Below are 21,711 nucleotides of genomic sequence, written 5' to 3' on the forward strand. Positions count from 1 at the left end.
GGCTCACGGCTCACGGCTCACAACAACCGAGACACGACATGGCCCGACTTTCCCCCGGCGAGATCGCCCACTACCAGCGCGAAGGCTGGGTCATCCCCGAGTTCCGCCTGCCGCCGCGCCGCGTGGCGCAGATGCACGATGCGCTGGACGAGCTGATCCGCCGCAACCCCGGCGTGCGGCCCGAGAAGCTGGTCTCGGCCCACATCGAGGGCGACAACGGCGAAGGCGTGCGCGGCAGCCGGCAGTTCCTCGAGCTGGCGATGGACCCGGAGATCGTCGAGCTGGTCTCCGGCGTGATCGGCGAGGACGTGATCCTCTGGGGCTGCCACGTCTTCTGCAAGCCGGCCAGCGAAGGCTTCGAGACGCCCTGGCACCAGGACGGCCACTACTGGCCGATCCGGCCGCTGGCCAACTGCACGGTGTGGGTTGCACTGGAGCCGTCGACGCGCGCCAACGGCTGCCTGCGCGTCATACCTCGCTCGCACCAGGGCGGCGTGCTGCATCCGCACCTGCACGAGGATCGCCAGGATCTCACGCTCAACCAGCGCATGGCAGCGGGCAGCTTCGACGAGAGCGCGGCCGTGGATCTTGAACTGCAGCCGGGCCAGATGTCGCTGCACGACGTCTACATGATCCACGGCGCCCGCGCCAACACCTCGAACCAGCGGCGCACCGGCATCGCGCTGCGCTACATGCCGTCCACCTCGGTGTTCGAGCGCAGCCTTCGCCCGGCCGACGGCAAGACGGGGGTCGCGGTGAACTTCGCGCAGCGGCCGCTCTGGCTGCTGCGGGGCGTGGACCGCAGCGGGCGCAACGACTTCGAGGTGGGCCACCGCCGGCAAGTGGCCGGCTAGGGCCATCCGTCGTGCCGGGCCGCGGCTGAAAACTCGGAACTCGCGAACCGCGCCTCGGCCACGGCAAGGCCCGCGTGCTACGGTCGGGCGCCATGCGATTCGACCTCATCGACCTGCGCCTCTTCGTGAACGTGGCGGAAGCCGGCACGATCACCGGCGGCGCGGAACGCACGCACATGACGCTGGCATCGGCCAGCGAGCGGGTGCGCGCCATGGAGGCCGAGATCGGCGCCGCGCTGCTCCTGCGCGACCCGCGCGGCGTGCAGCCCACCGAAGCCGGCCACACGCTGCTGCATCACGCGCGCACGGTGCTGCTGCGGATGGAGCAGATGCGCCGCGAGCTCGGCGAGTACGGCGCGGGCCTCAAGGGCCATGTGCGCCTGATGTGCAACACCTCGGCCATCACCGAGCACCTGCACGAGGCGCTGAGCGGCTTCCTGGCGCAGCACCCGCGCATCTCCGTGGACCTGGAGGAGCGCGCGAGCCCGGACATCGTGGAGGCGCTGCGCCATGAGCTCGGCGATCTGGGCATCGTCTCGGACGCCGTGGACCTGGCGGGCCTGGAGGCCTTCACCTTCCGGCAGGACCACCTCGTGCTGGTGGTGCCCAAGGGCGATGCGCTGGCCGGGCGCCGGCGCACCGGCTTCAGCGAGGTGCTGGAGCGCGAGTTCGTCGGGCTGGGCGGCGCCAGCCCGCTACAGGAGCTGGTGTCGCACAACGCCCGCCGGCTGGGGCGGCGGCTGGCCTACCGCGTCCGGGTGCGCAACCTGGAAGCGGTGTGCCGCATGGTCGAGCAGGGCGTGGGCGTCGGCGTGGTGCCGCAGGCGGTGGCGCTGCGCTGCGCGAAGTCGATGGCGATCGCGCGCATCGCGCTGACCGACCCCTGGGCGCTGCGCAGCCTGGTGGTGTGCATGCGCCGCCGCGAGTCGCTGCCGGCCAATGCGCAGCTGCTGCTGCAGCACCTGCTCGGCAGCGCCTGAGCGAGCCCCGTGTTCAGGCGAGCGCAGCTAGGCCGCTTGTCTGGCCGCCGGCCTCGGCAAGGGCGCTCCCCGAGCCGGCGAGCACCGCCGCCGCGTGGATCTTGTCGTGCCCATGGAGCCAGGGGATGGTCTCGTCGTTGCGCAGCATGGCCAGCTCGCGTTCGTAGAAGCTCATCAGCTCGGTGCCCGTGCTGTGCGAGAGATACAGCCGCATGTCGTGCTCGGCGATGCCGAGGTAGCCGTCCAGCACCAGCTCGACGTGAAGGTGATGCAGGCCGCTGGCGCGCAGGTTCATGCCGGAGAGATAGAGTGCCTCGGCCGTCATGGCCGTGGATATGGCCAGGGTGGCGCGGGTGCGCAGCAGGGCTTCGGCCTGCGTGATCCGGGCGATGAAGCCGGCGAGGTTGTGGCCGCGATAGCGCGGATGCACCCAGCCGGCGCCGATGTAGCCGAAGAGCGCGTGGGCGTTGAGCTTCGGGCCCGTGTCCGGGAGCCAGCCTTCTTTCTGCTTGCAGCGGTAGAGCGCCCCTTGATCGTAGGCCTGGCCGACGCGGCGCACCGCATGGCCGTTCTGCATGGTCCGGAAGCCGCTCAGCGCCACCGGTGCGGTGCCGTCGTCGAAGCAGACCCAGAAGTTGTAGGGGTTCGCGTCCTTCGGATCGTCCAGTACGAAGGGCAACTGGACATAGCCTGTGCCGGTCGCAGCCTCGTAGGTCTTCAGGAGCACCGAGAGATCGTCCCCGAAAGTGACCGTCAGGCCGGATTCCTCCAGCTGCTGGACGAGTTGATCCTGGTATTCCTTGATCTCCGAGAGCTGCATGACGGGGGTCCTTGAAGTGATGGCAGTGAGCGGCTGCGGCTTCGTCCGGGCCCATCGACGGGGGACGGGCAGGCGATTCCGACGACGGATTGCGCATTACTCCACTTGCGCAGCCGTGACGCAAGTTGTATGCGACGCTCGCCCAAAAAGCAGTGGGGCAAAGAGTACAAAGTGTTACGTTAAGTAATCACATTCTTGCCGTTGCCGAAATCGTGGTAATGCTTTTGTGCTCTTTTGAGAAGCCGAATGTAGGCCACACTGCCGGGTGCCGCCGTCAGCCATGTCCACAGCACGTTGCGGGCGACGGCAAGCGACTCTCGGAAGTGCAAGGCAAAACCATGGATGGCCGCGGGCGCCATAGGCCGTATGGCGGAAGACGCCGTTCGATTGGCCCTCCATCATTCGCAATTGCCCGCAGAAATCGACGAAACCGATGAAACAAAGCGCCTGCAGGCAGCGCGCAGATCTACAGTGGGGCACTCAAGGGAATCATGACCAGAGCGAAACTGCGAATCACCGGGGCCCATTCGAGCTCCTATGTGCTGGGCGAGCCGATGTACCTCTATGACGGTTCGCTCCACATCGCGACCCTCGACCCGGTTCCGGTCAATCGCGAAGGCACCGAGGTCCACATCGAGCATTTCACGCCGACCGCCACCGTCACGCAGCAGAAGCTCGAGATCAGCAAGCTCGCGCTGGTCGAGATGGTTTACTTCATCGCCGAGAACTTCACCTCGGTACAGGCCATCAGCCTGTCGCTGAGCCGCCAGGTCGAGGGCTACGGCGACGGCATGCGGCTCGCCGGCGCCCGCTCGGCCTTCCTGCAGAGCCTGGGCGCGAGCCACATCATGATCGCGCCCCAGCCCAACGCCGAGCATATGGGCCACTTCGTCGTCAGTGGGTTGTGGGAGTACAACCCCGTGAACCTCGAGGCCCTGGTCTCCGTCCTGCAGCGCGAGCGCGACACCTACTATGGGGGGCGCCCCGCCATGGAGGAGCCAAGGCGCCCCGGGCTGGGCGCATGGGTGCGGCGCTTCATTCCCGGCGCTGCGCCGCGCACCGGCAGCGGCAGCGGCAGCGGTGAAAGCGATCGCTAAGATCCATCCGATGCTGAGCACCCTCGCACCCTTTCTCCTCCACTGGGCCATCATCGCCCTCTCGCTCTGGGTAGCCAGCCACATCTTCAACGGCATCCGTTTCGAAAGCACCTCGGCGCTGGTGGTCTCCGCGCTGCTGCTGGGCTTTGCCAACGCGATCGTCAAGCCGATCCTGGTCGTGCTCACGCTGCCGCTGACCTTGCTGACCTTCGGCCTGTTCCTGCTGGTGATCAACGCGCTGGTGCTGCTGCTGGTGGCAGCGCTGGTGAAAGGCTTCAAGGTCTCGGGCTTCTGGACCGCCCTGTTCGCCAGCCTCTTCGTCTCGCTGCTGAGCATCGTCTTCGGCGCGCTGTTCGGCGGCGGCGACCCTGCCATGACGATCCAGATGCCGGACGCCGGCAACTGGCTGTAGCGCGACCGAGGGCGCGCGCCCGACTCAGCGCCCGGGGCTGGCCGCCATGGCGCGCAGCCGGCCGCGCTCGCTGGCCAACGACCAGCCGAACACACCCAGGCCGGCCAGCGCCAGGAGCGCACCCACCCAGCCGGTCGAAGTCCAGCCCAGGCCGGCCGTGATGGCAACGCCGCCCAGCCAGGCCCCGAGCGCGTTTGCCATGTTGAACGCCGAATGGTTGAGCGCCGCGGCCAGGGTCTGCGCATCGCCCGCCACGTCCATCAGGCGGATCTGCAGCGCCGGGCCGATGGCGACGGTCGTGCCGATCAGGAACACGTTGATGGCCGCCGTAGCGACGTGATGGGCCGCGAAGGTGAAGGTCGTGAGCACCAGCGCCGCCCAGACCAGCAGGCCGCCGATGGTCGGCATCAGCGCCTTGTCGGCCAGCCGCGAGCCGACCAGGTTGCCGCCCACCATGCCGAGGCCGAAGAGCGCCAGCACCAGCGGCACGCCGCCCAGCGGCAGCCCGGCCACCTCGGTGAGCGTGGGCTTGATGTAGCTGAAGACCGCGAACATGCCGCCGAAGCCGATCGCGCCGATGCCCAGGGTGAGCCAGACCTGCTTGCGCTTGAGTGCGCCCAGTTCGCGCAGCGGGCTGGCGCCCGCGGGTGCGGCCAGGTCCGGCACGTCGCGGCGCAGCATCGCCATCGCAAGCACTGCGATCAATCCGACGAAGACGAAGGCCGCGCGCCAGCCGAAGTGCTGGCCCAGCCAGGCCGCGATCGGCACGCCGACCAGCGTGGCGCCGGTGAGCCCCAGCATCACCAGCCCGACGGCACGCGCGCGGCGGTCCGGTGGCGCCAGCGCCGCTGCCACCAGCGCCGCCACGCCGAAGTAGGTGCCGTGCGGCAGGCCGCTGGCGAAGCGCAGCAGGTTGAGGGACAGATAGCCGGGCGCCAGGGCACTGGCGAAATTGCCGGCCGCGAACACTGCCATCAGCGCGATCAGCAGCGCGCGGCGGCGCCAGCCGGCCGCCAGCACCGCGAGCACCGGCGCGCCGATCACCACGCCGAGCGCGTAGGCGCTGATCACATGGCCGGCCTGCGGGATGGTGGTGCCGATGTCGCGCGCGACCTCCGGCAGCAGGCCCATGATGACGAACTCGCCGGTGCCGATGGCGAAACCGCCGACGCCGAGCGCGAGCATCGCGCGCGCAAAGCCGGGGGCCGGAGCGGAGGGGGTGACTGAGGGTGAGAGTGCGGACATGAGCGGCGGCGTCGCAGGCCAGGGATAACCCTAGGCCCACGACCTTAGCACGCCCCGCCGTCTATTTGCTGCGCTGCGGCAACGATTCCCCACCCGGCGCCTGCGACCGTGCCCGCTCGGCGGCGAACTCCACGTACCAGTCCAGGCTGCCTGGGTTGGCCATGGCTTCGCGGTTCACCACCTTTTCGATGGGCTGGCCCAGCAGCAGCTTCTTGATCGGCAGTTCCTGCTTCTTGCCCGAGAGCGTGCGCGGGATCTCCGCGACCTGGAAGATCTCATTGGGAACGAAGCGAGGCGAGAGCCGGGTCTTGATCGCGTCGTTGATCTTCGCGCGCATCGCCGTGTCGAGCGCGACGCCCGGCCGCAGCACCACGAACAGCGGCATGTAGCTCTCGCGGCCCAGGTACTCCAGGTCCACCACCATCGAATCGAGCACTTCGGGCAGGCCTTCGACCGCGCTGTAGATCTCGCTGGTGCCCATGCGCAGGCCCTGGCGGTTGATGGTGGCGTCGCTGCGGCCGTAGATGATGCAGCCGCCGTCCTCGCCGATCTTGAGCCAGTCGCCGTGGCGCCACACGCCCGGGTAGGTGTCGAAGTAGCTCGACAGGTAGCGCGCGTTGCCCTCGTCGCCCCAGAAGTACAGCGGCATGGCCGGGATCGGCTTCGTGCACACCAGCTCGCCGACTTCGCCGATCACCGGCTGGCCCTGCTCGTTCCAGGCTTCGACCGCGGCACCCATGAAGCGGCACTGCATCTGGCCCGGCACTTCGGGCAGCTCGCGGTTGCCGCCGACGAAGGCGCCGCAGAAGTCGGTGCCGCCCGAAATGTTGTACCACCACACCCCGGGCGAGCCGGCCGCGAGCACCTGCGCCGTGCCCCAGCGCTGCACCTCCTCGGAAAGCGGCGATCCGGTGCTGCCGAGCGCGCGCACGCGCGAGAGATCGCCGCAGGCCTTGGCCTCGATGCCCGCCTTCATGCAGTTCGCGAAATAGGCCGCGCCGGCGCCGAGGAAGGTGACCTTGTGCCGGGCCGCGAAGCGCCACAGCACGCCCCAGTCGGGCTTCTCCTTGCTGCCGGAGGGATTGCCGTCGTAGATGCAGCAGGTCACCCCGAACGCCAGCCCCGACAGCTGCGAATTCCACATCACCCAGCCGGTCGAGCTGTACCAGTGATATCGCTCGCCGAAGTTGTTGGCGCTGTAGCTCGCGCCCAGGTCGTGGTGCAGGCCGCAGGCGTACATCGTGAGCAGGATGCCGCCCTGGCCGTGCACGATGGGCTTGGGCAGGCCGGTGGTGCCGCTCGAATAGACGATCCAGATCGGATGGTCGAAGGGCAGCCATTCGGGTTCGAAGGCCGCCGTCTCGGCGTCGTCGCGCGCGATGGCGCCGGTCCATTCGGCGTCGGCGGGGATCTGCTGCGCCGCGAAGGGCGTGCGCAGCAGCAGCAGCTTCTCGACGCTGGGCAGCGCGGCGCGCAGCTCCTGCACCACGGCGCTGCGGTCCAGCGCCTTGCCGCCGTAGTGCACGCCGTCCGCGGCGATCAGCAGCTTGGGCTCGATCTGGCGGAAACGATCGACCACCGCGGCCGTCCCCATGTCGGGCGCGCACACGCTCCACACCGCGCCGAGGCTCGAGCAGGCAAGGAAGGCGACCATCGTCTCGGGCACGTTCGGCAGGTAGGCCGCGACGCGGTCGCCGCGGCGCACGCCCAGCGCGCGCAGCGTGAGCGCGCACGATGCGATCTGCCGGCGCAGCTCGGGCCAGGACATCTCGCGCACCTCGCCCAGCTCGTTCTCGCTGACGATCGCCGGCATGCCGGCCGCGTGCGCGGCCTCGACATGGCGCAGCACCTCGTGCGTGTAGTTGACCTGCGTGCCCGGAAACCAGCGCGCGCCCGGCATTCGCGCCTCGGCGAGCGCAACCGTCGGCGGCACGGGCGAGCGGACGCCGGCCCAGTCCCAGACGCTGCGCCAGAAGGCTTCGAGGTCGGTGACCGACCAGCGCCACAGCGCATCGTAGGAATCGAAGACCAGTCCGCGCTGCTCGCGCAGCCAGTCCTGGTAGAGGCGGATCTGGGAAATGCAGGGGGAGGAGATGGGTTTCACGGGCGCAGCCTAACGCGCCGGAGCCGTTGGCTTCAATGCGGGAAAGCACAGGCCGGGCGCGATCATGCAAGCGGCAGCCTCCGGGGGCCCAGGGTTTCACGCCAGCGCGAAAACAGGCATGCTCGGCGCCTACATGCCCGATTCCCATCCCCCGCACTGGCGCGCCGAGCTCCTTTTTCGCATCCGCCACCTGCTGGTCCTGAAGATCGTCGGCGTCACGGCTTTCACCTGGCTCTTCTTCATCGGCTACTTCCAGCTGCTGCGCTATCCGGCCAATGCCATGACCGTGATGCCGCTGACCGCGCTCGACCGGCTGATCCCGTTCCAGCCCGAGATGCTCGTCGCGTATTTCTCGCTGTGGTTCTACGTGGGCCTCGCGCCCGGGCTGCAGCGCAGCTTCAACGAGCTGGTGGTCTATGGCCTCTGGGTCGGCGCGCTCTGCCTCGCCGGCCTGGGCGTCTTCCATTTCTGGCCGACCCAGGTCCCGCCGCTGATGGCCAGCAGCTCGGACTTCCCCGGCTTCGCACTGCTGCAGGGCGTGGACGCGCCCGGCAACGCCTGCCCCTCGATGCACGTGGCGGTCGCGATCTTCACCGCCATCCGGGTAGACGACGTGCTGCGCCGCACGCGCGCGCCCCTGGCCCTGCGGCTCGCGAACTGGCTCTGGTTCGCAGCGATTGCGTATTCGACGCTCGCGGTCAAGCAGCATGTGCTGCTCGACACGCTGGCCGGCGCGCTGCTGGGCATTGCCTTTGCATGGCCCTCGATGCGCTGGCGGCCTGTCCCGGGCCGGACGGCCGCCGTCGCCTTCGGGGGAGCGGATATCATCCCCCATCGATGACCCATGGCCCGCGTGAAGACGGACATCGCCCAATGAGTTCGCTGAAAGAATTACAGACCCTGATCCAGGAAAAATACGGCCTCGACCCGGCAGCGCTCGACCCCAACGCCTCCATGCGCGACAAGGGTTTCGATTCGCTGACCCTGGTCGAATTCGTGTTCGCGGTCGAGGACCATTTCAAGATCTCCATGCCCGACCAGGACGTGAACGTCGACACGCTGGCCGAGCTGGCCGCCATGGTTGACAAGACCCTGGCCGCGCAAGCAGCACAGGCCAAGTGAGCGCCGTGGAGGTCACGGTCACCGGATTGGGCGTCGTGAGCCCTCACGGCGACGACCCCGGCGCGATGTTCGATGCGCTGATGCGCGGCGAGTCCGCGCTGCGGCCCGTCCTTCCCGAGCTGCCCAAACCGATTGCCGCCGCGCTCGCACCCTTCGACGCGGGGCGCTGGTTCACCAAGCTGCAGCTCGCCGGCGTGGACCGCGTCAGCCAGATGGCCGTGGCCGCCGCCGACATGGCGGTGCGCGACGCCGGCACGCTCGGCGATACCGACCCCGAGCGCATCGGCGTCTACGTGGGCTGCGGCATGGGAGGCGCCACGGCGGTCGAGACCGCCTACCGGGGCCCCAGCACGCGCATGCCGCCGCTCACCGTTCCCTCCTTCATGCCCAATGCGCCGGCTGCGCACGTGGCGATGCGCCAGCAGGCGCAGGGGCCGGTGCTCACCTACTCGGTGGCTTGCGCATCATCCAGCGTCGCGCTGGCCGAGGCGGCCAAGGCGGTCGCGCGCGGCGAGGTCGACGTGGCCATTGCAGGCGGCAGCGAGGCGCTGATCGTGCCCGGCGTGGTGCTCGCCTGGCAAGCCATGCAGACGCTGGCCACCTTCGCGCCCGGCGAGGAGGCGCGCGCGATCCGCCCGTTCTCCAGCGACCGCAGCGGCTTCGCGCTCGGCGAAGGCGCCGCATTCGTGGTGCTCGAATCCGCCGAGCGGGCCCGCGCCCGCGGCGCCCGCAGCTATGCACGGCTGGCCGGCTGGGGCATCGGCTCCGACGCCACCCATCTCACCAAGCCCGACACGCCGGGGCAGGTTCGCGCGATCCGCGCCGCCCTGCGCTCGGCCGGGCTCGCGCCGCGCGACATCGGCTACTGCAATGCGCACGGCACCGCCACGCGCATCGGCGACGTGGTCGAGCGCAACGCCTTGGCGGAGGTCTGGGGCGAGCCCGCGCTCGACGATCTGCAGGTGAGCTCGACCAAGGCCCTGCACGGCCACCTGCTCGGCGCCGGCGGCGCGCTCGAAGCCGTGATCACCGTGCTGGCGCTGCACCGGCGCCAGCTGCCGCCGAGCGCGCACTGCGCGGCCATGGACCCGGAATGCCGGCTGAACCTGGTGCCACAGCCGGGCGTGGACGCGCCGAATCTCGAAGCGGCGATGAGCAACTCCTTCGCCTTTGGCGGCACGAATTCGGTGCTGCTCTTCAGTCGCGCCTGAGGGCGTTCAGTCCGCGAGCCGCAGCCCCCGGCGGTTCACGCTCTCGACGATCTCCCGCAGTGAATTGCGGCCCAGCCGCGAGAGCACGAAGAGCTTTTTCGCCGGCACGCGCGTGACATCGCGCACCGTGTGCAGTTGGTTGAGGCGCAACACGTTCGTGGTGCGAAGCGAGAGCTTCAGAACTTCGATGTCGGCATCCAGCAGCGACTCGGTCGCAGGCCGGACTGTGATGGCTTGACCAGCATCCATGGGGTGTCTCCGGGAAACGATGGCTGGAACTTGCACAGTTCATGCCATCGACCCAGAGCCTGGTGCACCACGCGTTCTCATTTGGAAGACACCTCGCAAGCCTGAATTTCGAGCAATCGAATTGCCTCGATTCCGGCCACCTGTCTTGCAGTCGTACAGGGTTTTCCAGAGGCTCGGGTGAGCTAATTTTTCGCCCGCCGGTTGCGAAAAACGGTTCTTGGAGGCAACGCCTTCAGCTCCTAGCATCCCTGTCGAAAAGCCTTCACCGCCGCAGCTTCCGCGACACGAAGGCACAGGTCGCGCTCTCATTTTTCTTGCCTTCAAAGGAATCTGCCATGGCCAATCTCCGGGACCCCGGTCGCCGCCGCCTTCTCAAGACCTCACTCATGGCCGCCGGCCTGTCCAGCGGTGGGCTGCTGTCCATCGACGCATTGGCGCAGGGCAAGGCGAAGGTCAACATGCAGCTCGGCTGGATCGTCGGCGTCAACCAGATCGGCGAAGTGGCGGCCAAGCGGCTGGGCTTCTACGAGCAGGAGGGCATCGACTTCGCGATCCAGCCCGGCGGGCCCAACATCGACGGCGTGGCCATCGTGGCGTCCGGCCGCTACGAGGTCGGGCAGGTGTCCTCCAGCCCCTCGGTGATGCTGGCCGTCTCGCAAGGGTTGCCGATCAAGTGCTTCGCAGTCGGTGCGCAGAAGCATCCCTTCACCTTTTTCTCGCTGGCCAAGAACCCGGTGCGCAAGCCGGCCGACCTGGTAGGCAAGAAGGTGGGCATCCCCTCCACGGCCGCCATCCTGCTGCGCGCGCTGCTGGCGAAGAACAGGATCCCCGAGAAGGACGTCAAGGTCATCACCGTGGGCTCCGACATGGCGCCGCTGCTGACCGGCCAGGTCGATGTCGTCACCGGTTGGCTCACCAGCACCACCGCCCTCAAGGTGCTGGGCCCCGAGCGCGTCGACCTCACGCTGTGGGACGCCGGCGTGCAGCTCTACGCCCTGCCCTACTACGCATCGACCAAGACGCTGGAATCGCAGCCCAGGGTGATCGAGGCCTTCCTGCGCGCCACCGCGAAGGGATGGCATCACGTGCGCGCCAACCGCGACCAGGCGGTGGAGCTGCTGGTCAAGGAGTACCCCAATCTCAAGGCGGAAGACGAGCGCGTGGCGGTCGACGTCATGCTCGACTACAGCTTCGGTGGCCTCGCGCAGACGCAGGGCTGGGGCGCGATGGACCCTGCCGTCTGGCAGCAGCAGATCGCGACCTATTCGGAGCTGGGCCAGTTCACCGCGCGCACGCCGAAGGTGGAGGAAGTGATCACGCTCGACGCGCTGAAAGCCACCTCGGCCCTGCGCCTGGGAAAGGCCTGACCCATGGCCGCCGTCATGAACGCCGCGCCGGCGATCTCCTGCCGCGACATCGGCATGCGCTTCTTCACCGAGCGCCGCGATGTCACCGCGATCAAGAGCCTGGACCTCGACGTGGCCCAAGGCGAGTTCCTGACCTTGCTCGGCCCCTCGGGCTGCGGCAAGTCCACCTTCCTGCGCGTGGTGGCCGACCTGCTGGAGCCCAGCCGCGGCCGCATCGAGGTGCTCTCCGCCAGCCCGCAGGCCGCACGCAAGAACCGCGACATCGGCTTCGTGTTCCAGGACGCGGCGCTGCTGCCCTGGCGCACCGCGCTGCAGAACGTGGAGCTGCCACTGCAGGTGGGCGGCGGTGCCAGCCGCAAGGGCCGCCGCTCGCCCAAGGAACTGCTGGAGCTGGTCGGCCTCAAGGACCGCGCCAACGCCTGGCCGCACGAGATGTCGGGCGGCCAGCGCCAGCGCGTGTCGATCGCGCGGGCGCTCGCCAGCGACCCGAAGATCCTGCTGATGGACGAGCCCTTCGGCGCGCTCGACGAGATCACCCGCGACCGGCTCAACGAGGAGATCCGCCGCGTGTGGAAGGAAACCGGCGTGACGATCCTCTTCGTCACCCACAGCATCCACGAGGCCGCCTACCTGGGCCAGCGCGTGCTGATGCTGGCGGCCAACCCGGGCCGCGTGCGCGAGATCGTCCCGGTCGAGCTGCCGGAAGACCGCACCCTCGATATCCGCGAGACCCCCGAGTTCGTGCGCCTCACCGCCCATCTGCGGCGGGTGCTGGAAACCTGCTGAGCGAGGCCCCTAGCCATGAACACGACTTCCATCGACGTGAGCAGCGCAACCGCCGCCAGCCTTGCCGCGGCCGACACCGAGTACCAGGCCTGGGCCGCGGCACGCCAGCGCCGCCTCTGGCGCCGCCGCATCCTGCCCGCGGCCGGCATCGCCGGCCTCATCGTGCTGTGGTGGGCGGTGATCGCCATCTTCGACGTCAAGCCCTTCATCGCGCCCACGCCCTGGGCCGTGCTGGAGACGCTCTACGCCAAGCGCGCGGTGCTGCTCGACAACCTGCTGCCCACCGCCATGGAGGCGGCCGGCGGCTTCCTGCTGGGCAACCTGGCGGCGATCGCCATCGCCACCGTCTTCGTGCACAACAAGACGCTGCAGGACATCTTCTTTCCCGTGGTGCTGATGTTCAACGCCGTGCCGCTGGTCGCCAAGGCCCCGGTGCTGGTGCTGATCATGGGCAACGGCATGGAGCCCAAGATCACCATCGCCGCGCTGGTGTGCTTCTTCCCCACGCTGGTGAACATGGTGCGGGGCCTCGAGTCGGTGAACCCGCAGGCCATGGAGCTGATGCGGGTGCTGTCGGCGAGCAAGACCGAGATCTTCTTCCGCCTGCGCCTGCTCAACGCCCTGCCCTACCTGTTCTCGGCGCTGCGTATCGCGGCCTCGATGTGCGTGATCGGTGCGGTGGTGGGCGAATGGGTCGGCGCCACGGTGGGCATCGGCGCCATGATCTTGCAAGCCACCTTCAACTTCGACTCGCCCCTGCTCTACGCCGCGATCGTCATGAGCGCGAGTCTCTCGGGCCTCTTCTTCCTGCTCGTCACCCTGGCCGAGCGCTGGATCATCCGGTGGCAACCAGAAGGCACGCATTGAAACCACCCCCGTATCGGCTCACTTCGTGTAGCCGAGTACCCCTCAAGGGGCCAACACCAGCGGCCTGGCAAAGCCAGTTCCGCGGTGTTCCCCGAACAGATTTCACTAGGAGATCCCTATGAGCCGTATTGGCGACTGGATGCAAGAACCTGCGCACGACATCCGCGTGGCAGCCGAATCGGATGTGGTGGTCGTCGGCGGCGGCCCTGCCGGCCAGGCCGCGGCCGTGGCCGCTGCGCGCAACGGGGCCAGCGTGACCCTGCTGGAGCGCTACAACCACCTGGGCGGCCTGGCCTCGGGCGGCATGGTGCTGGTGCTCGACGACATGTGGGACAGCCACCTGCGGGAGATCTCGGTGCGCGGCATCTGCCTCGAGATGATCGAGCGCATGGCCGAACGCGGCCTGGCCGAGTACCCCAGGCAGAAGGACTGGGGCACCTTGCCCGAGTCGGTGCGGCGCTGGAAGCGCTGGGGCACCTTCGACTTCCACAGCAAGCTCAAGCCGCACCCGATCTGCTTTGCCGCGGCCTTCGACCCCGACGCCTTCAAGCGCGCCTCGCTCGAGATGGTGCAGCAGGCCGGCATCCAGCTGCGCCTGCACTCCTGGTTCTCGCGCACGCTGGTGGCGGACGGCCAGGTCAAGGGCGTGGTGGTCGAATCCAAGAGCGGGCGCGAAGCCATCCTCGGCAAGGTGGTGATCGACGCCACCGGCGACCTCGACGTGGCGGCCTCGGCCGGTGCGCCGCACATCAGCGGCGCCTACATCGTGACCACGGTGTTCCGCCTGGGCGGCGTCGACACCGACGAAGCCGAGCGCTTCGAGCACGAGGAGCCCGAGGCCTTCGCGGCGATCGACCGCGAGGTCAAGCACATCCTGGGCGGTGCCTGGGATTCGTGGTGGCTCAAGACCCCGTTGCCCGGCGTGGTGTGGTGCAACTGCCCGCACATGTCGGGCCTGGACGGCCTCAAGGTGGCAGACCTGACGCGTGCCGAAGTGCAGGGCCGCGCCACCATCCACAAGGTGATCGAGTTCATCCGCGCCCGCCTCCCCGGCTTCAAGGATTGCTACCTGGTCGACCTGGCCCCGCAGACCGGCATCCGCCAGACGCGCCTCCTGGAAGGCGAGTACGTGATGACCAAGGAAGACGTGGCGCAGCGTGCCCGCTTCGAAGACAGCGTGGCGCGCGGCCGCGACTACTACTACCCCTACCGCACCCTCGTGCCGCGCAGCGTGGAGAACCTGCTGGTGGCCGGGCGCCACTACTCGTCGACCTCGGCCGCGCAAAAGATCTCGCGCGAGATCCCGCCCTGCATGGCAATGGGCGAGGCCGCCGGCACCGCCGCCGCGCTGTCGCTCGATGCCGGCGTCGCGGTGCGCAACGTGGACATCGCCACGCTGCAGCGCACCCTGCGCGCACAAGGCGCCGACCCCGGCGACCAGAAGGGCCCGAACGCCGACACGCCGGCCATCGCCCGTTCCTTCGCGGAGGCCGCATGACGAATCCGAACCTGCCGCTGGCCGGCATCCGCGTGATCGACTTCACGCAGGTCATGATGGGCCCGGTCTGCACGCAGATGCTGGCCGACCACGGCGCCGACGTGATCAAGGTCGAGCGCAAGGGCGCGGGCGACCTGAGCCGCTCCACCTTCGCGCCGGTCGCGGGCGAGGACAACCCGATCTTCTGCAGCCTCAACCGCAACAAGCGCAGCGTCGAGATCGACCTGCGCGACGCGGCCCAGATGGACCTGGTGAAGGCGCTCATCGCCGATGCCGACGTGGTCTGCAACAACTTCCGCGCCGGCGTGATGGAGCGCCTGGGCCTGGGCTACGAGGACTGCCGGCGCATCAACCCGCGCATCGTCTATGCCGTGGGCACCGGCTTCGGCGAGACCGGGCCCTACGCGCACAAGGGCGGGCAGGACGTGCTGGCGCAGGCGCTGACCGGCGTGATGGCGCGGCGCGCCGATGCCTCGGTACCGGTCTCGATCTACCCGACCGCGCTGGCCGACTACACCGCCGGCATGCACATGGTGCAGGGCATCCTGTTCGCGCTGCTGCAGCGCGAGCGCACCGGCGAAGGCCAGAAGATCGCCGTGTCGCTCTACAACTCCATGCTCGCCATGCAGATGCAGGAAGCCGCGATGGTCATGATGGAGGACTCCGAGGTCAACTGGGCCGCGATGCCGTTGTCGGGCGTGTTCGAGACGCAGACCGGCCCGCTGGTGCTGGTCGGCGCCTTCAAGGCCAACCCGCTGCGCGACATCTGCGCGGCGCTGGAGATCGAGGACCTGTCGCTGGACGCGCGCTTCGCCGACCTCGCCGCGCAGTTCGCGCACAAGGCCGAGCTGCACGCGATCTTCCGCGAGCGCTTCGCCAGCCACACGCGCGAACACTGGCTGGCGCGCCTGGAAGCGCAGGACCTGCTCTCGGCGCCGGTGCGCGACATGCGCGAGGCGCTGGTCGATGCACAGACGCTGCACAACGAGATGATCCTGGAGGGCCATTCGCCTTCGGGCCGCAAGCTGAGGTTCATTGCCAGCCCGATCCAGATGTCGGGCGCGCAGGCCGAGCTGCGCCGCGCGCCGCCACGGCTGGGCGAGCACACCGCCGAGCTGCTCGCCGAGGCGCGGGCCCTGATCGAGGAGGCCGACGCATGAGCGCCGCACGGCCGCCCGAAGGCGCTCGCACCGCAGCGCGAAGCGCGGAGGTTACCCAATGACCGTTCTCTTCAACGTCGCGAACCACGTCGCGACCGTCACCATCGACCGCCCCGAGGTGCTCAACGCGGTGGACATGCCCACCGAGGCCGAGCTGCTGCGCATCTGGGACGAGATCGAGCGCCGCGACGACGTGCGCGTAGTCGTGCTCACCGCCACCGGCGAGCGCGCCTTCTGCGCCGGCGCCGACCTCAAGAACACCTCGAACCTGAAGGGCGTCGAGTACTGGGCCGCCGCCCGCCCCGGCGGCTTCGGCGGCATCGCGCTGCGCGAGACGCTGGATGTGCCGGTGATCGCACGCGTCAACGGCCTCGCGCTCGGCGGCGGGCTCGAGATGGTGCTGGGCTGCGACCTCGTCGTGGCCTGCGAGGAAGCAAGCTTCGGCCTGCCCGAGCCGCTGGTCGGCCGCCTGCCGCTGGATGGCGGCATGGTGCTGCTGCAGCGCCAGATCGGCTTCCGCCATGCGATGGGGATGATGCTCACCGGCCAGCGCGTCAACGCCCGGCGGGCGCTCGAGATCGGGTTGATCAACGAGGTGGTGCCGCGCGCCGAGCTCGACACCGCCGTCGAGCGCTGGGTGCAGCAGCTGCTGGCCTGCGCGCCGCTCTCGCTCAAGGCCATCAAGCAGGTGGTGCGGCAAACCGGCACGCTGTCGCCGACGCAGGCCCACGGCCAGCGCCTGCCCGCGCTCATGGCGGCGCTGCAGTCGGAAGACGCCAACGAGGGCGTGCTCGCCTTCCAGCAGAAGCGCAAGCCGCAGTGGCTGGGCCGCTGACCTGGGCAGCACGGCACTGCACTTCAGCCATGGCCCACGTCATCACCACCGCCTGCATCGACTGCAAGGACGGCGCCTGCGTGCCGTGCTGCCCGGTCGATTGCATCTACGAAGGCGAGCGCACTCTGTACATTCAGCCCGATGAATGCATCGACTGTGGCGTTTGCGTGTCCGCCTGCCCCGTCCAGGCGATCTACGAGGAGCATCGGCTGCCGCCCGAGCTCACCCACTACATCGCCATCAACCGCGAGTTCTTCGATACCGAGGTCAGCGGCCTCGGCTCGCCCGGCGGCGCCGATGCGCGGCGCATCGCCTGCGACCATCCACGCATCGCGCAGGAAGTGCCGCCTACGGCGACAGCGGGATAAGACGAAGGCCCGCGCCTTCTTCGGGAGGGTGCAGCCATGCACGCCAGCGTCCTGAAATACTTCATCGAGGTGGCGAGCTGCGGCTCGGTGCGCAAGGCGTCCGAGCGGCTCTTCGTCGCGGCCAGTGCGGTCAACCGCCAGATCCACAAGCTGGAGGACGAGCTGGGCGTGGAGCTATTCGACCGGCTCCCCAACGGGCTGCGCCTCAACCCGGCCGGCGAGCGCCTGCTCAAGCATGCGCAGGAAACGCTGCACCAGTTCCAGGTGATGCGCACCGAGCTCGATGCGCTCAAGGGCGAGCGCACCGGCCATGTGAAGGTGGCGGCAATGGACTCCTTCTTCGAGGAGCTGCTGCCCGCCGCCGTCGAGGAGTTCCTGCAGATCTTTCCCGCGGTGACGTACACCATCACCTCGACCCAGCCGATGGAGGTGCCGCAGCTGGTGATGTCGGGCCAGGCCGACGTCGGCCTCAGCTTCGTGAGCCGGCTGCCGGGCGGCGTCAAGGCGGTGACCCTGGCCAACCTGCCGATCGGCATCGTGCTGCCGCCGGGCCATCCGCTCGCCAAGCACGAGCGCATCGCGCTGAAGGACTGCGCGGCCTATCCCTTTCTGCGCTCCAGCTCGCACCCGGTGATCAGCGCCACGCTGTCGCCCGAGTTCGCGGCCTTCTGGGACGAGATGGAACCGGCCGCCACCTGCAATTCCACGCCCCTGCTCAAGCGGCTGATCATGGGCGGCAAGGGCATCTCCTGCTTCTCGAAGATCGCCTTCATCGAGGAGCTCAAGCGCGGGGAGCTGCTGTGGCGGCCCTTTGCGCTGCCGACACTGAATCAGCTGCAGGTGGGCATCGTCGTGCCCAGCCAGCGGGCGCTGCCGCACGTGACGCAGAACTTCGTGGGGCGGATGGCGCGAAGGCTGACGCAACTGGAGCTGACCGCAGCGGCGCTCTGACCCGGGCTCTCGGCTGACAGGCAGGCCGTCCCGGCAGCACCAGAATGACTCGTCGGGCCCACGTGCGCACCCGCACGGCCCGCCCGAAGGAGACGATCATGAAGCTTCGGACACTCTCGCTGGTCCTTGCCTCTTTGACATTCGCAGCCCTCGCCGGCTGCGAGCCCAAGCCACAGCCGCCCAAGGCGCAGCAGGCGTCACTTGCCGAGGTGGTCGCGCACGTCCTGCACTGAGCTGCCCACGGCGGCGACGGCGAGCCGGAGCTCGGTTTCGCTCACGCCGAGGGCTTCGGTCCAGTAGTCGACGTCGGTGGGGTCGGTCACGTCGATCAGGCGCACGTTCGCCGCCTGGGCCACGGACGGGATGAACAGATGGGCGGGGGAGGTCGTGGCTTCTTGCATGGCGTTGGTGCTTAGGGTGGATCTTGGCTGAGAGCCTGCCCTGGCGTGCAGCCCGACCTCGTAGGAAAAGCCTGCATCGTCCTATGCGGGAAAGGCGCATGCGGCTGGCGCGCCGCCGATCAAGCCCAGGCGTCCAGCACCGCTGCCCGCACCGCGTCCACGGCCGGCGCCCGCCGGCCCTCGGGCTCCACCCAGCACAACCAGGTGTGCGAGCGCCAGCCCGGCCAGATCCGCAGCTCGCCATTGCGCTCGGCCTGCTCGGCCTGGTCCCGGCGCAGCAGGCCCGGGCCCAGCCCGCTGGCGACCATGCTGCGGATCGCGCTTTCGCTGTCGGCCGTGCGGCTCGGGCGGTACTCGCGGCCGACGCCGGCGAACAGGCTGTCGAGGTGCCTGCGCATCACGCAGGACGTGGGCGTGCCCACCCAGGACAGCTCGGTGAGCTCTTCCAGCTTGAGCGCGGGCCGCGTCTCGGCCAGCGGCACCGGCAGCGCCACCACCAGGTCGACGGCGCCCAGCCGATGCAGCGCCAGGCCGTCGATTGCCTCGGCGTCGCCGAGCGCGTAGGCGCAGTCCAGCTCGCCGCGCTGCACGGCCGACAGCGTCTGGTGCGACAGGCCCTGCTGCAGCTGCAGCGAGACCTGGGGATGGCGCTCCGCCAGCTTCACCAGCACCTCGCCCAGCCGCAGCGCCACCGGGTCTACCACCGTGCCGAAGCGCACCACGCCCTGCGCCGCGCCGCGGATCTGCTCGGCGGCCGAGCGCATGCGCATGGCCGATGCCAGGGTGCGCTCGGCTTCCTCGAGCAAGGTCTGCCCGGCCTCGGTCGGCGTCATGCCGCGCGGCGTGCGCTCGAAGAGCTTCACGCCGAGCTCGTCTTCCAGCGCCTTCAACTGCGCGCTGACCGCCGGCGCGCTGGTGAACACCCGCTCGGCCGCCCGCGTCAGGCTGCCTTCGCGGGCGATGGCCACGAAGGTCTTGAGTTGGTAGAGCTCCATGGCGGCGATTGTGAGCGTGTCGCGCGCATGCGGCCATTCGCAAATCCTGAGGCCCCTGTCCAAAGAAACGAATGGTTTTCCGCAGGCCGGCCCTCCATTCTTGGGGGCATCGATTCATCTTCCGGACCTGTACTCATGCGTATCCCTTCGTCTTCGCTCGGCATCGCCGCGCTGCTTGCTGCCACCGGTTCCTGGGGCGCCATGTTCCTCGTCAGCAAGGAGGTGCTCCAGCACGTCGACCCCTTCTGGTTCACCTTGATCCGCTACAGCCTTTCGGCCCTGCTCTTCGCCGCGCTGCTGGTCCCGCGCGGCGCCGCGCCGTGGCGCCAGCTGCGCAGCCATGCCGGGCCTCTCGCGCTGCGCGGCGTGGCCGGCTTCGGCGTGTTCAGCGTCATGGTGCTGACCGGCCTGGCCCACTCGGTGCCTTCGCATGGCGCCATCATCATGGCGACCACCCCGATCACGACGCAACTGCTGCGCTGGCTGCTCGACGGCGTGCGGCCCACCCGCATCACGCTGCTGAGCAGCGCGCTCGCACTGGCGGGCGTGGTCGTCGTCTCGGGGGTGCTGGTTTCGTCGAGCGGCGATGCGGCGTTGACCGCATGGGGCGACGCGATCGCCCTGGCGGGCACGCTGGGCTGGGTCTGGTACACCCGCGGCGCCACGCAGTTCGCAGGCCGGCTCGACGTCGTCGAATACAGCGCGCTGACCGTGCTGGCCGCGTGGCCCCTGCTGCTGGTGGGCGCGCTGGGTGCGACGGCCCTGGGCCTGGCGGAGCTTCCGCAGCCGCAGGGGCTGGAATCGACCTGGCATGCGCTGCTCTACGTGGGGCTGATCCCTTCCGCCATCGCCGTGCTGGCCTACAACTTCGGCGTGCGCACGCTCGGGCCGGTGACCGGCACCGCCTTCATCAACTTCGTGCCGGTGTCTGCGCTGCTGATGAGCATCGCGCTCGGCAAGCTGCCTTCGGGGAGCGAGCTGGTGGGGATGGCGATGGTGGTGGGGGCCTTGCTGATCCACACCGCGGGCAGCCGTTCGGCGGCGGCGGTGCTTCGCGACGCGAAGCCAGCCCAGCAAGGCAGGGCCTGTGGCGCGGTCTCGTGAGCGCCTGCGGCGGGCGCCAAGCGCTACCTGCGCGATCTGGGCCGCGAGCTCCTCGCAGCCGCCGCCCTGCTCTGCTGGTCAGTGACATTTGACCCATGGCACCCCCAGCAGCGTCGGCGCATACTTCCGGCAGAAAGATCACCCCAACCAGCAGATGAATATTTCCCCGGCGCGCCAGCCTTCCGACCCGCCTCCTGCTCCACCTGATTGGACCATCGAGATGGGATGCGAGCCTGCGGGAGAAGCCATGTATTTCTTCGCCGATGTGAAGCGATCCGGCAAGGTCATGTCCCGGGTCAGCGTCGGCGGCATCTCGGAAGAGGCAGCGGCCCGGAGGCACCTTGCGACAAAGGCGCGCGCCTGGATCGACGAGTACCTGACCCGAGAACAGCAAGCCGGTGCCTGATCGCCGATGGATCTTGCTTGCCCGCCGGCTTCAGCTTTGTGGAGCTTCGGAGCCTGCCGGCGCCGGCACGGCATCGACGTACGCCTTCCACGTCGAGCAACCTTGCCGCGGCCGTTGCGACGGCTGGCAGCTTGACCACGTCCAGCCGCTCACCGGTGGGACCGTTGATCGAATGACCTATTCCAGTCGGAAGGGCGCCACAAAGTACGTATCGAGCGGCACAGCTTCAGCAGGATAACCAAGCCGAGGCACCGGTTGGACCGGTTGGCAGTTGCCTTCAGGCGCACGCTGCGAGTAAATCGGGAAGCTTCCGATGGTCGTTGTTTTTGGCAAATAGGCGATGTAGCGGCCGTTCGTGTCCTTGAAGCCGGTCACCGGAATCGTGCCAGTCACACTCACCGTTATCGCCTGAAGAATAGGGTTGCCCGCGCAGTTGGGTGCGCCAAACCAAAGGCCGCCGCCGCCAGTGGCTTCGACAGGGCGAATGTCGCCGTGCGGGCCTTCAACTCTGAGTGAGACTAGCGCGTCGCCGTACCTGAAAACGACGAAGTCGCTGTTGCCCTTGCCGTAAAGATTCCCGACGACATGACCTGCAGCGTCGACAATTCTTAAAGGCTTGGGGTTGTAATCCGTCGCAAATGCTTCAATGGGCATCGATGCGCTCGCCACGATGCCGCAACCTGCAATAAGCGCTGCAATTTTCTGGTTCACATCTTCTCCTTAAAGGAGCGCTAGTATCAGAGGGGCAACAGCAGTGTGCAACCAAGAGTTCGCAGTCTACCAGCGTCGGCCTGCTATCGAGCAGTCCGGAGAGGAGCGCGGAGCGGGGGTGGAGTGAAGCTTTCCACCCTTCCGCTGTCGAAAATAATGCAACGGGGA

Annotated in this window: 24 protein-coding genes; 17 read left to right on the top strand and 7 right to left on the bottom strand. The window is 68.6% G+C overall.

Annotated elements, in window-relative coordinates:
• Positions 1-38 precede the first annotated feature (38 nt).
• Both ACMGEZ_RS17105 and ACMGEZ_RS17110 read left to right on the top strand, forming a co-directional pair.
• On the top strand, positions 39-854 hold the full coding sequence (locus tag ACMGEZ_RS17105; protein ID WP_436823465.1) for a phytanoyl-CoA dioxygenase family protein: 816 nt from the start codon (positions 39-41) through the stop codon (positions 852-854).
• A 92-nt stretch (positions 855-946) separates the two neighbouring features.
• Entirely contained in the window at positions 947-1,834 is an 888-nt protein-coding gene (locus tag ACMGEZ_RS17110; RefSeq protein ID WP_436823466.1) for a LysR substrate-binding domain-containing protein, read from the top strand.
• Between the two features lie 13 nt (positions 1,835-1,847).
• On the opposite strand, the gene ACMGEZ_RS17115 is transcribed toward ACMGEZ_RS17110, so the two are convergent.
• The gene (locus tag ACMGEZ_RS17115) at positions 1,848-2,654 is read right to left on the bottom strand and encodes a hypothetical protein (RefSeq protein WP_436823467.1); all 807 of its coding nucleotides are present in this window, start codon (positions 2,652-2,654) and stop codon (positions 1,848-1,850) included.
• Between the two features lie 491 nt (positions 2,655-3,145).
• Between ACMGEZ_RS17115 and ACMGEZ_RS17120 the strand changes: the two genes are divergently transcribed.
• Together ACMGEZ_RS17120 and ACMGEZ_RS17125 are read left to right on the top strand one after the other, a co-directional pair.
• Positions 3,146-3,751: a hypothetical protein gene (locus ACMGEZ_RS17120; RefSeq protein ID WP_436823468.1), complete on the top strand. Its 606-nt coding sequence runs from the start codon at positions 3,146-3,148 to the stop codon at positions 3,749-3,751.
• Between the two features lie 10 nt (positions 3,752-3,761).
• Positions 3,762-4,163 carry a phage holin family protein gene (locus tag ACMGEZ_RS17125; RefSeq protein ID WP_436823469.1) on the top strand — a complete coding sequence of 134 codons (402 nt, stop codon included), beginning with the start codon at positions 3,762-3,764 and terminating at the stop codon, positions 4,161-4,163.
• Between the two features lie 24 nt (positions 4,164-4,187).
• Here the strand turns inward: ACMGEZ_RS17125 and ACMGEZ_RS17130 are convergent, their stop codons facing one another.
• Together ACMGEZ_RS17130 and ACMGEZ_RS17135 are read right to left on the bottom strand one after the other, a co-directional pair.
• Positions 4,188-5,408: an MFS transporter gene (locus tag ACMGEZ_RS17130; RefSeq protein ID WP_436823470.1), complete on the bottom strand. Its 1,221-nt coding sequence runs from the start codon at positions 5,406-5,408 to the stop codon at positions 4,188-4,190.
• A gap of 61 nt (positions 5,409-5,469) precedes the next feature.
• Positions 5,470-7,512: an acetoacetate--CoA ligase gene (locus tag ACMGEZ_RS17135; RefSeq protein ID WP_436823471.1), complete on the bottom strand. Its 2,043-nt coding sequence runs from the start codon at positions 7,510-7,512 to the stop codon at positions 5,470-5,472.
• A gap of 133 nt (positions 7,513-7,645) precedes the next feature.
• Between ACMGEZ_RS17135 and ACMGEZ_RS17140 the strand changes: the two genes are divergently transcribed.
• Genes ACMGEZ_RS17140 through ACMGEZ_RS17150 form a run of 3 tightly spaced genes read left to right on the top strand, consistent with a single transcriptional unit; the run spans position 7,646 to position 9,845 of the window.
• Complete coding sequence (locus tag ACMGEZ_RS17140) at positions 7,646-8,353, top strand: phosphatase PAP2 family protein (protein ID WP_436823472.1); 708 nt, start codon at positions 7,646-7,648, stop codon at positions 8,351-8,353.
• Between the two features lie 32 nt (positions 8,354-8,385).
• Complete coding sequence (locus ACMGEZ_RS17145; protein WP_436823473.1) at positions 8,386-8,634, top strand: acyl carrier protein; 249 nt, start codon at positions 8,386-8,388, stop codon at positions 8,632-8,634.
• The gene (locus ACMGEZ_RS17150; protein ID WP_436823474.1) at positions 8,631-9,845 is read left to right on the top strand and encodes a beta-ketoacyl-[acyl-carrier-protein] synthase family protein; all 1,215 of its coding nucleotides are present in this window, start codon (positions 8,631-8,633) and stop codon (positions 9,843-9,845) included. The genes ACMGEZ_RS17145 and ACMGEZ_RS17150 overlap by 4 nt, the downstream gene beginning before the upstream one ends.
• Before the next feature lie 6 nt (positions 9,846-9,851).
• On the opposite strand, the gene ACMGEZ_RS17155 is transcribed toward ACMGEZ_RS17150, so the two are convergent.
• Positions 9,852-10,094, bottom strand: a complete 243-nt coding sequence (locus ACMGEZ_RS17155) for a DNA-directed RNA polymerase subunit alpha C-terminal domain-containing protein (RefSeq protein ID WP_436823475.1) — start codon at positions 10,092-10,094, stop codon at positions 9,852-9,854.
• Between the two features lie 335 nt (positions 10,095-10,429).
• Between ACMGEZ_RS17155 and ACMGEZ_RS17160 the strand changes: the two genes are divergently transcribed.
• The 8 genes from ACMGEZ_RS17160 (at position 10,430) to ACMGEZ_RS17195 (ending at position 17,926) form a co-directional block, all read left to right on the top strand.
• Positions 10,430-11,461 carry an ABC transporter substrate-binding protein gene (locus ACMGEZ_RS17160; protein ID WP_436823476.1) on the top strand — a complete coding sequence of 344 codons (1,032 nt, stop codon included), beginning with the start codon at positions 10,430-10,432 and terminating at the stop codon, positions 11,459-11,461.
• A gap of 3 nt (positions 11,462-11,464) precedes the next feature.
• Positions 11,465-12,247: an ABC transporter ATP-binding protein gene (locus ACMGEZ_RS17165; RefSeq protein WP_436823477.1), complete on the top strand. Its 783-nt coding sequence runs from the start codon at positions 11,465-11,467 to the stop codon at positions 12,245-12,247.
• 15 nt (positions 12,248-12,262) lie between these two features.
• Positions 12,263-13,114 (top strand): ABC transporter permease, encoded by an 852-nt coding sequence (locus tag ACMGEZ_RS17170; protein WP_436823478.1) that lies wholly within the window; start codon positions 12,263-12,265, stop codon positions 13,112-13,114.
• 118 nt (positions 13,115-13,232) lie between these two features.
• Positions 13,233-14,612 carry an FAD-dependent oxidoreductase gene (locus ACMGEZ_RS17175; RefSeq protein ID WP_436823479.1) on the top strand — a complete coding sequence of 460 codons (1,380 nt, stop codon included), beginning with the start codon at positions 13,233-13,235 and terminating at the stop codon, positions 14,610-14,612.
• The gene (locus tag ACMGEZ_RS17180) at positions 14,609-15,772 is read left to right on the top strand and encodes a CaiB/BaiF CoA transferase family protein (RefSeq protein WP_436823480.1); all 1,164 of its coding nucleotides are present in this window, start codon (positions 14,609-14,611) and stop codon (positions 15,770-15,772) included. Before ACMGEZ_RS17175 ends, ACMGEZ_RS17180 begins: the two co-directional genes overlap by 4 nt.
• A 58-nt stretch (positions 15,773-15,830) precedes the next feature.
• A complete protein-coding gene (locus ACMGEZ_RS17185; protein ID WP_436823481.1) occupies positions 15,831-16,607 on the top strand; it encodes an enoyl-CoA hydratase-related protein in 777 nt (258 codons plus the stop codon).
• 29 nt (positions 16,608-16,636) lie between these two features.
• On the top strand, positions 16,637-16,975 hold the full coding sequence (fdxA, locus tag ACMGEZ_RS17190; protein WP_436823482.1) for a ferredoxin: 339 nt from the start codon (positions 16,637-16,639) through the stop codon (positions 16,973-16,975).
• A gap of 36 nt (positions 16,976-17,011) precedes the next feature.
• Positions 17,012-17,926 (top strand): LysR family transcriptional regulator, encoded by a 915-nt coding sequence (locus tag ACMGEZ_RS17195; RefSeq protein ID WP_436823483.1) that lies wholly within the window; start codon positions 17,012-17,014, stop codon positions 17,924-17,926.
• 197 nt (positions 17,927-18,123) lie between these two features.
• Here the strand turns inward: ACMGEZ_RS17195 and ACMGEZ_RS17200 are convergent, their stop codons facing one another.
• Both ACMGEZ_RS17200 and ACMGEZ_RS17205 read right to left on the bottom strand, forming a co-directional pair.
• Complete coding sequence (locus ACMGEZ_RS17200; RefSeq protein ID WP_436823484.1) at positions 18,124-18,327, bottom strand: DUF3606 domain-containing protein; 204 nt, start codon at positions 18,325-18,327, stop codon at positions 18,124-18,126.
• Positions 18,328-18,446: 119 nt separating this feature from the next.
• Positions 18,447-19,322, bottom strand: coding sequence for a LysR family transcriptional regulator (locus tag ACMGEZ_RS17205; RefSeq protein WP_436823485.1), 876 nt, complete (start codon positions 19,320-19,322; stop codon positions 18,447-18,449).
• A 135-nt stretch (positions 19,323-19,457) separates the two neighbouring features.
• Here ACMGEZ_RS17205 and ACMGEZ_RS17210 point away from each other — a divergent pair, with 135 nt between their 5' ends.
• Both ACMGEZ_RS17210 and ACMGEZ_RS17215 read left to right on the top strand, forming a co-directional pair.
• Positions 19,458-20,426, top strand: a complete 969-nt coding sequence (locus ACMGEZ_RS17210; protein ID WP_436823486.1) for a DMT family transporter — start codon at positions 19,458-19,460, stop codon at positions 20,424-20,426.
• An 88-nt stretch (positions 20,427-20,514) separates the two neighbouring features.
• Positions 20,515-20,832 (top strand): hypothetical protein, encoded by a 318-nt coding sequence (locus ACMGEZ_RS17215; RefSeq protein ID WP_436823487.1) that lies wholly within the window; start codon positions 20,515-20,517, stop codon positions 20,830-20,832.
• A gap of 177 nt (positions 20,833-21,009) precedes the next feature.
• On the opposite strand, the gene ACMGEZ_RS17220 is transcribed toward ACMGEZ_RS17215, so the two are convergent.
• Positions 21,010-21,543 (bottom strand): hypothetical protein, encoded by a 534-nt coding sequence (locus ACMGEZ_RS17220; protein ID WP_436823488.1) that lies wholly within the window; start codon positions 21,541-21,543, stop codon positions 21,010-21,012.
• Positions 21,544-21,711 lie beyond the last annotated feature (168 nt).

The organism is Variovorax stachyos (assembly GCF_051400855.1).
In the GTDB taxonomy this organism is placed as follows: Bacteria; Pseudomonadota; Gammaproteobacteria; order Burkholderiales; family Burkholderiaceae_C; genus Variovorax.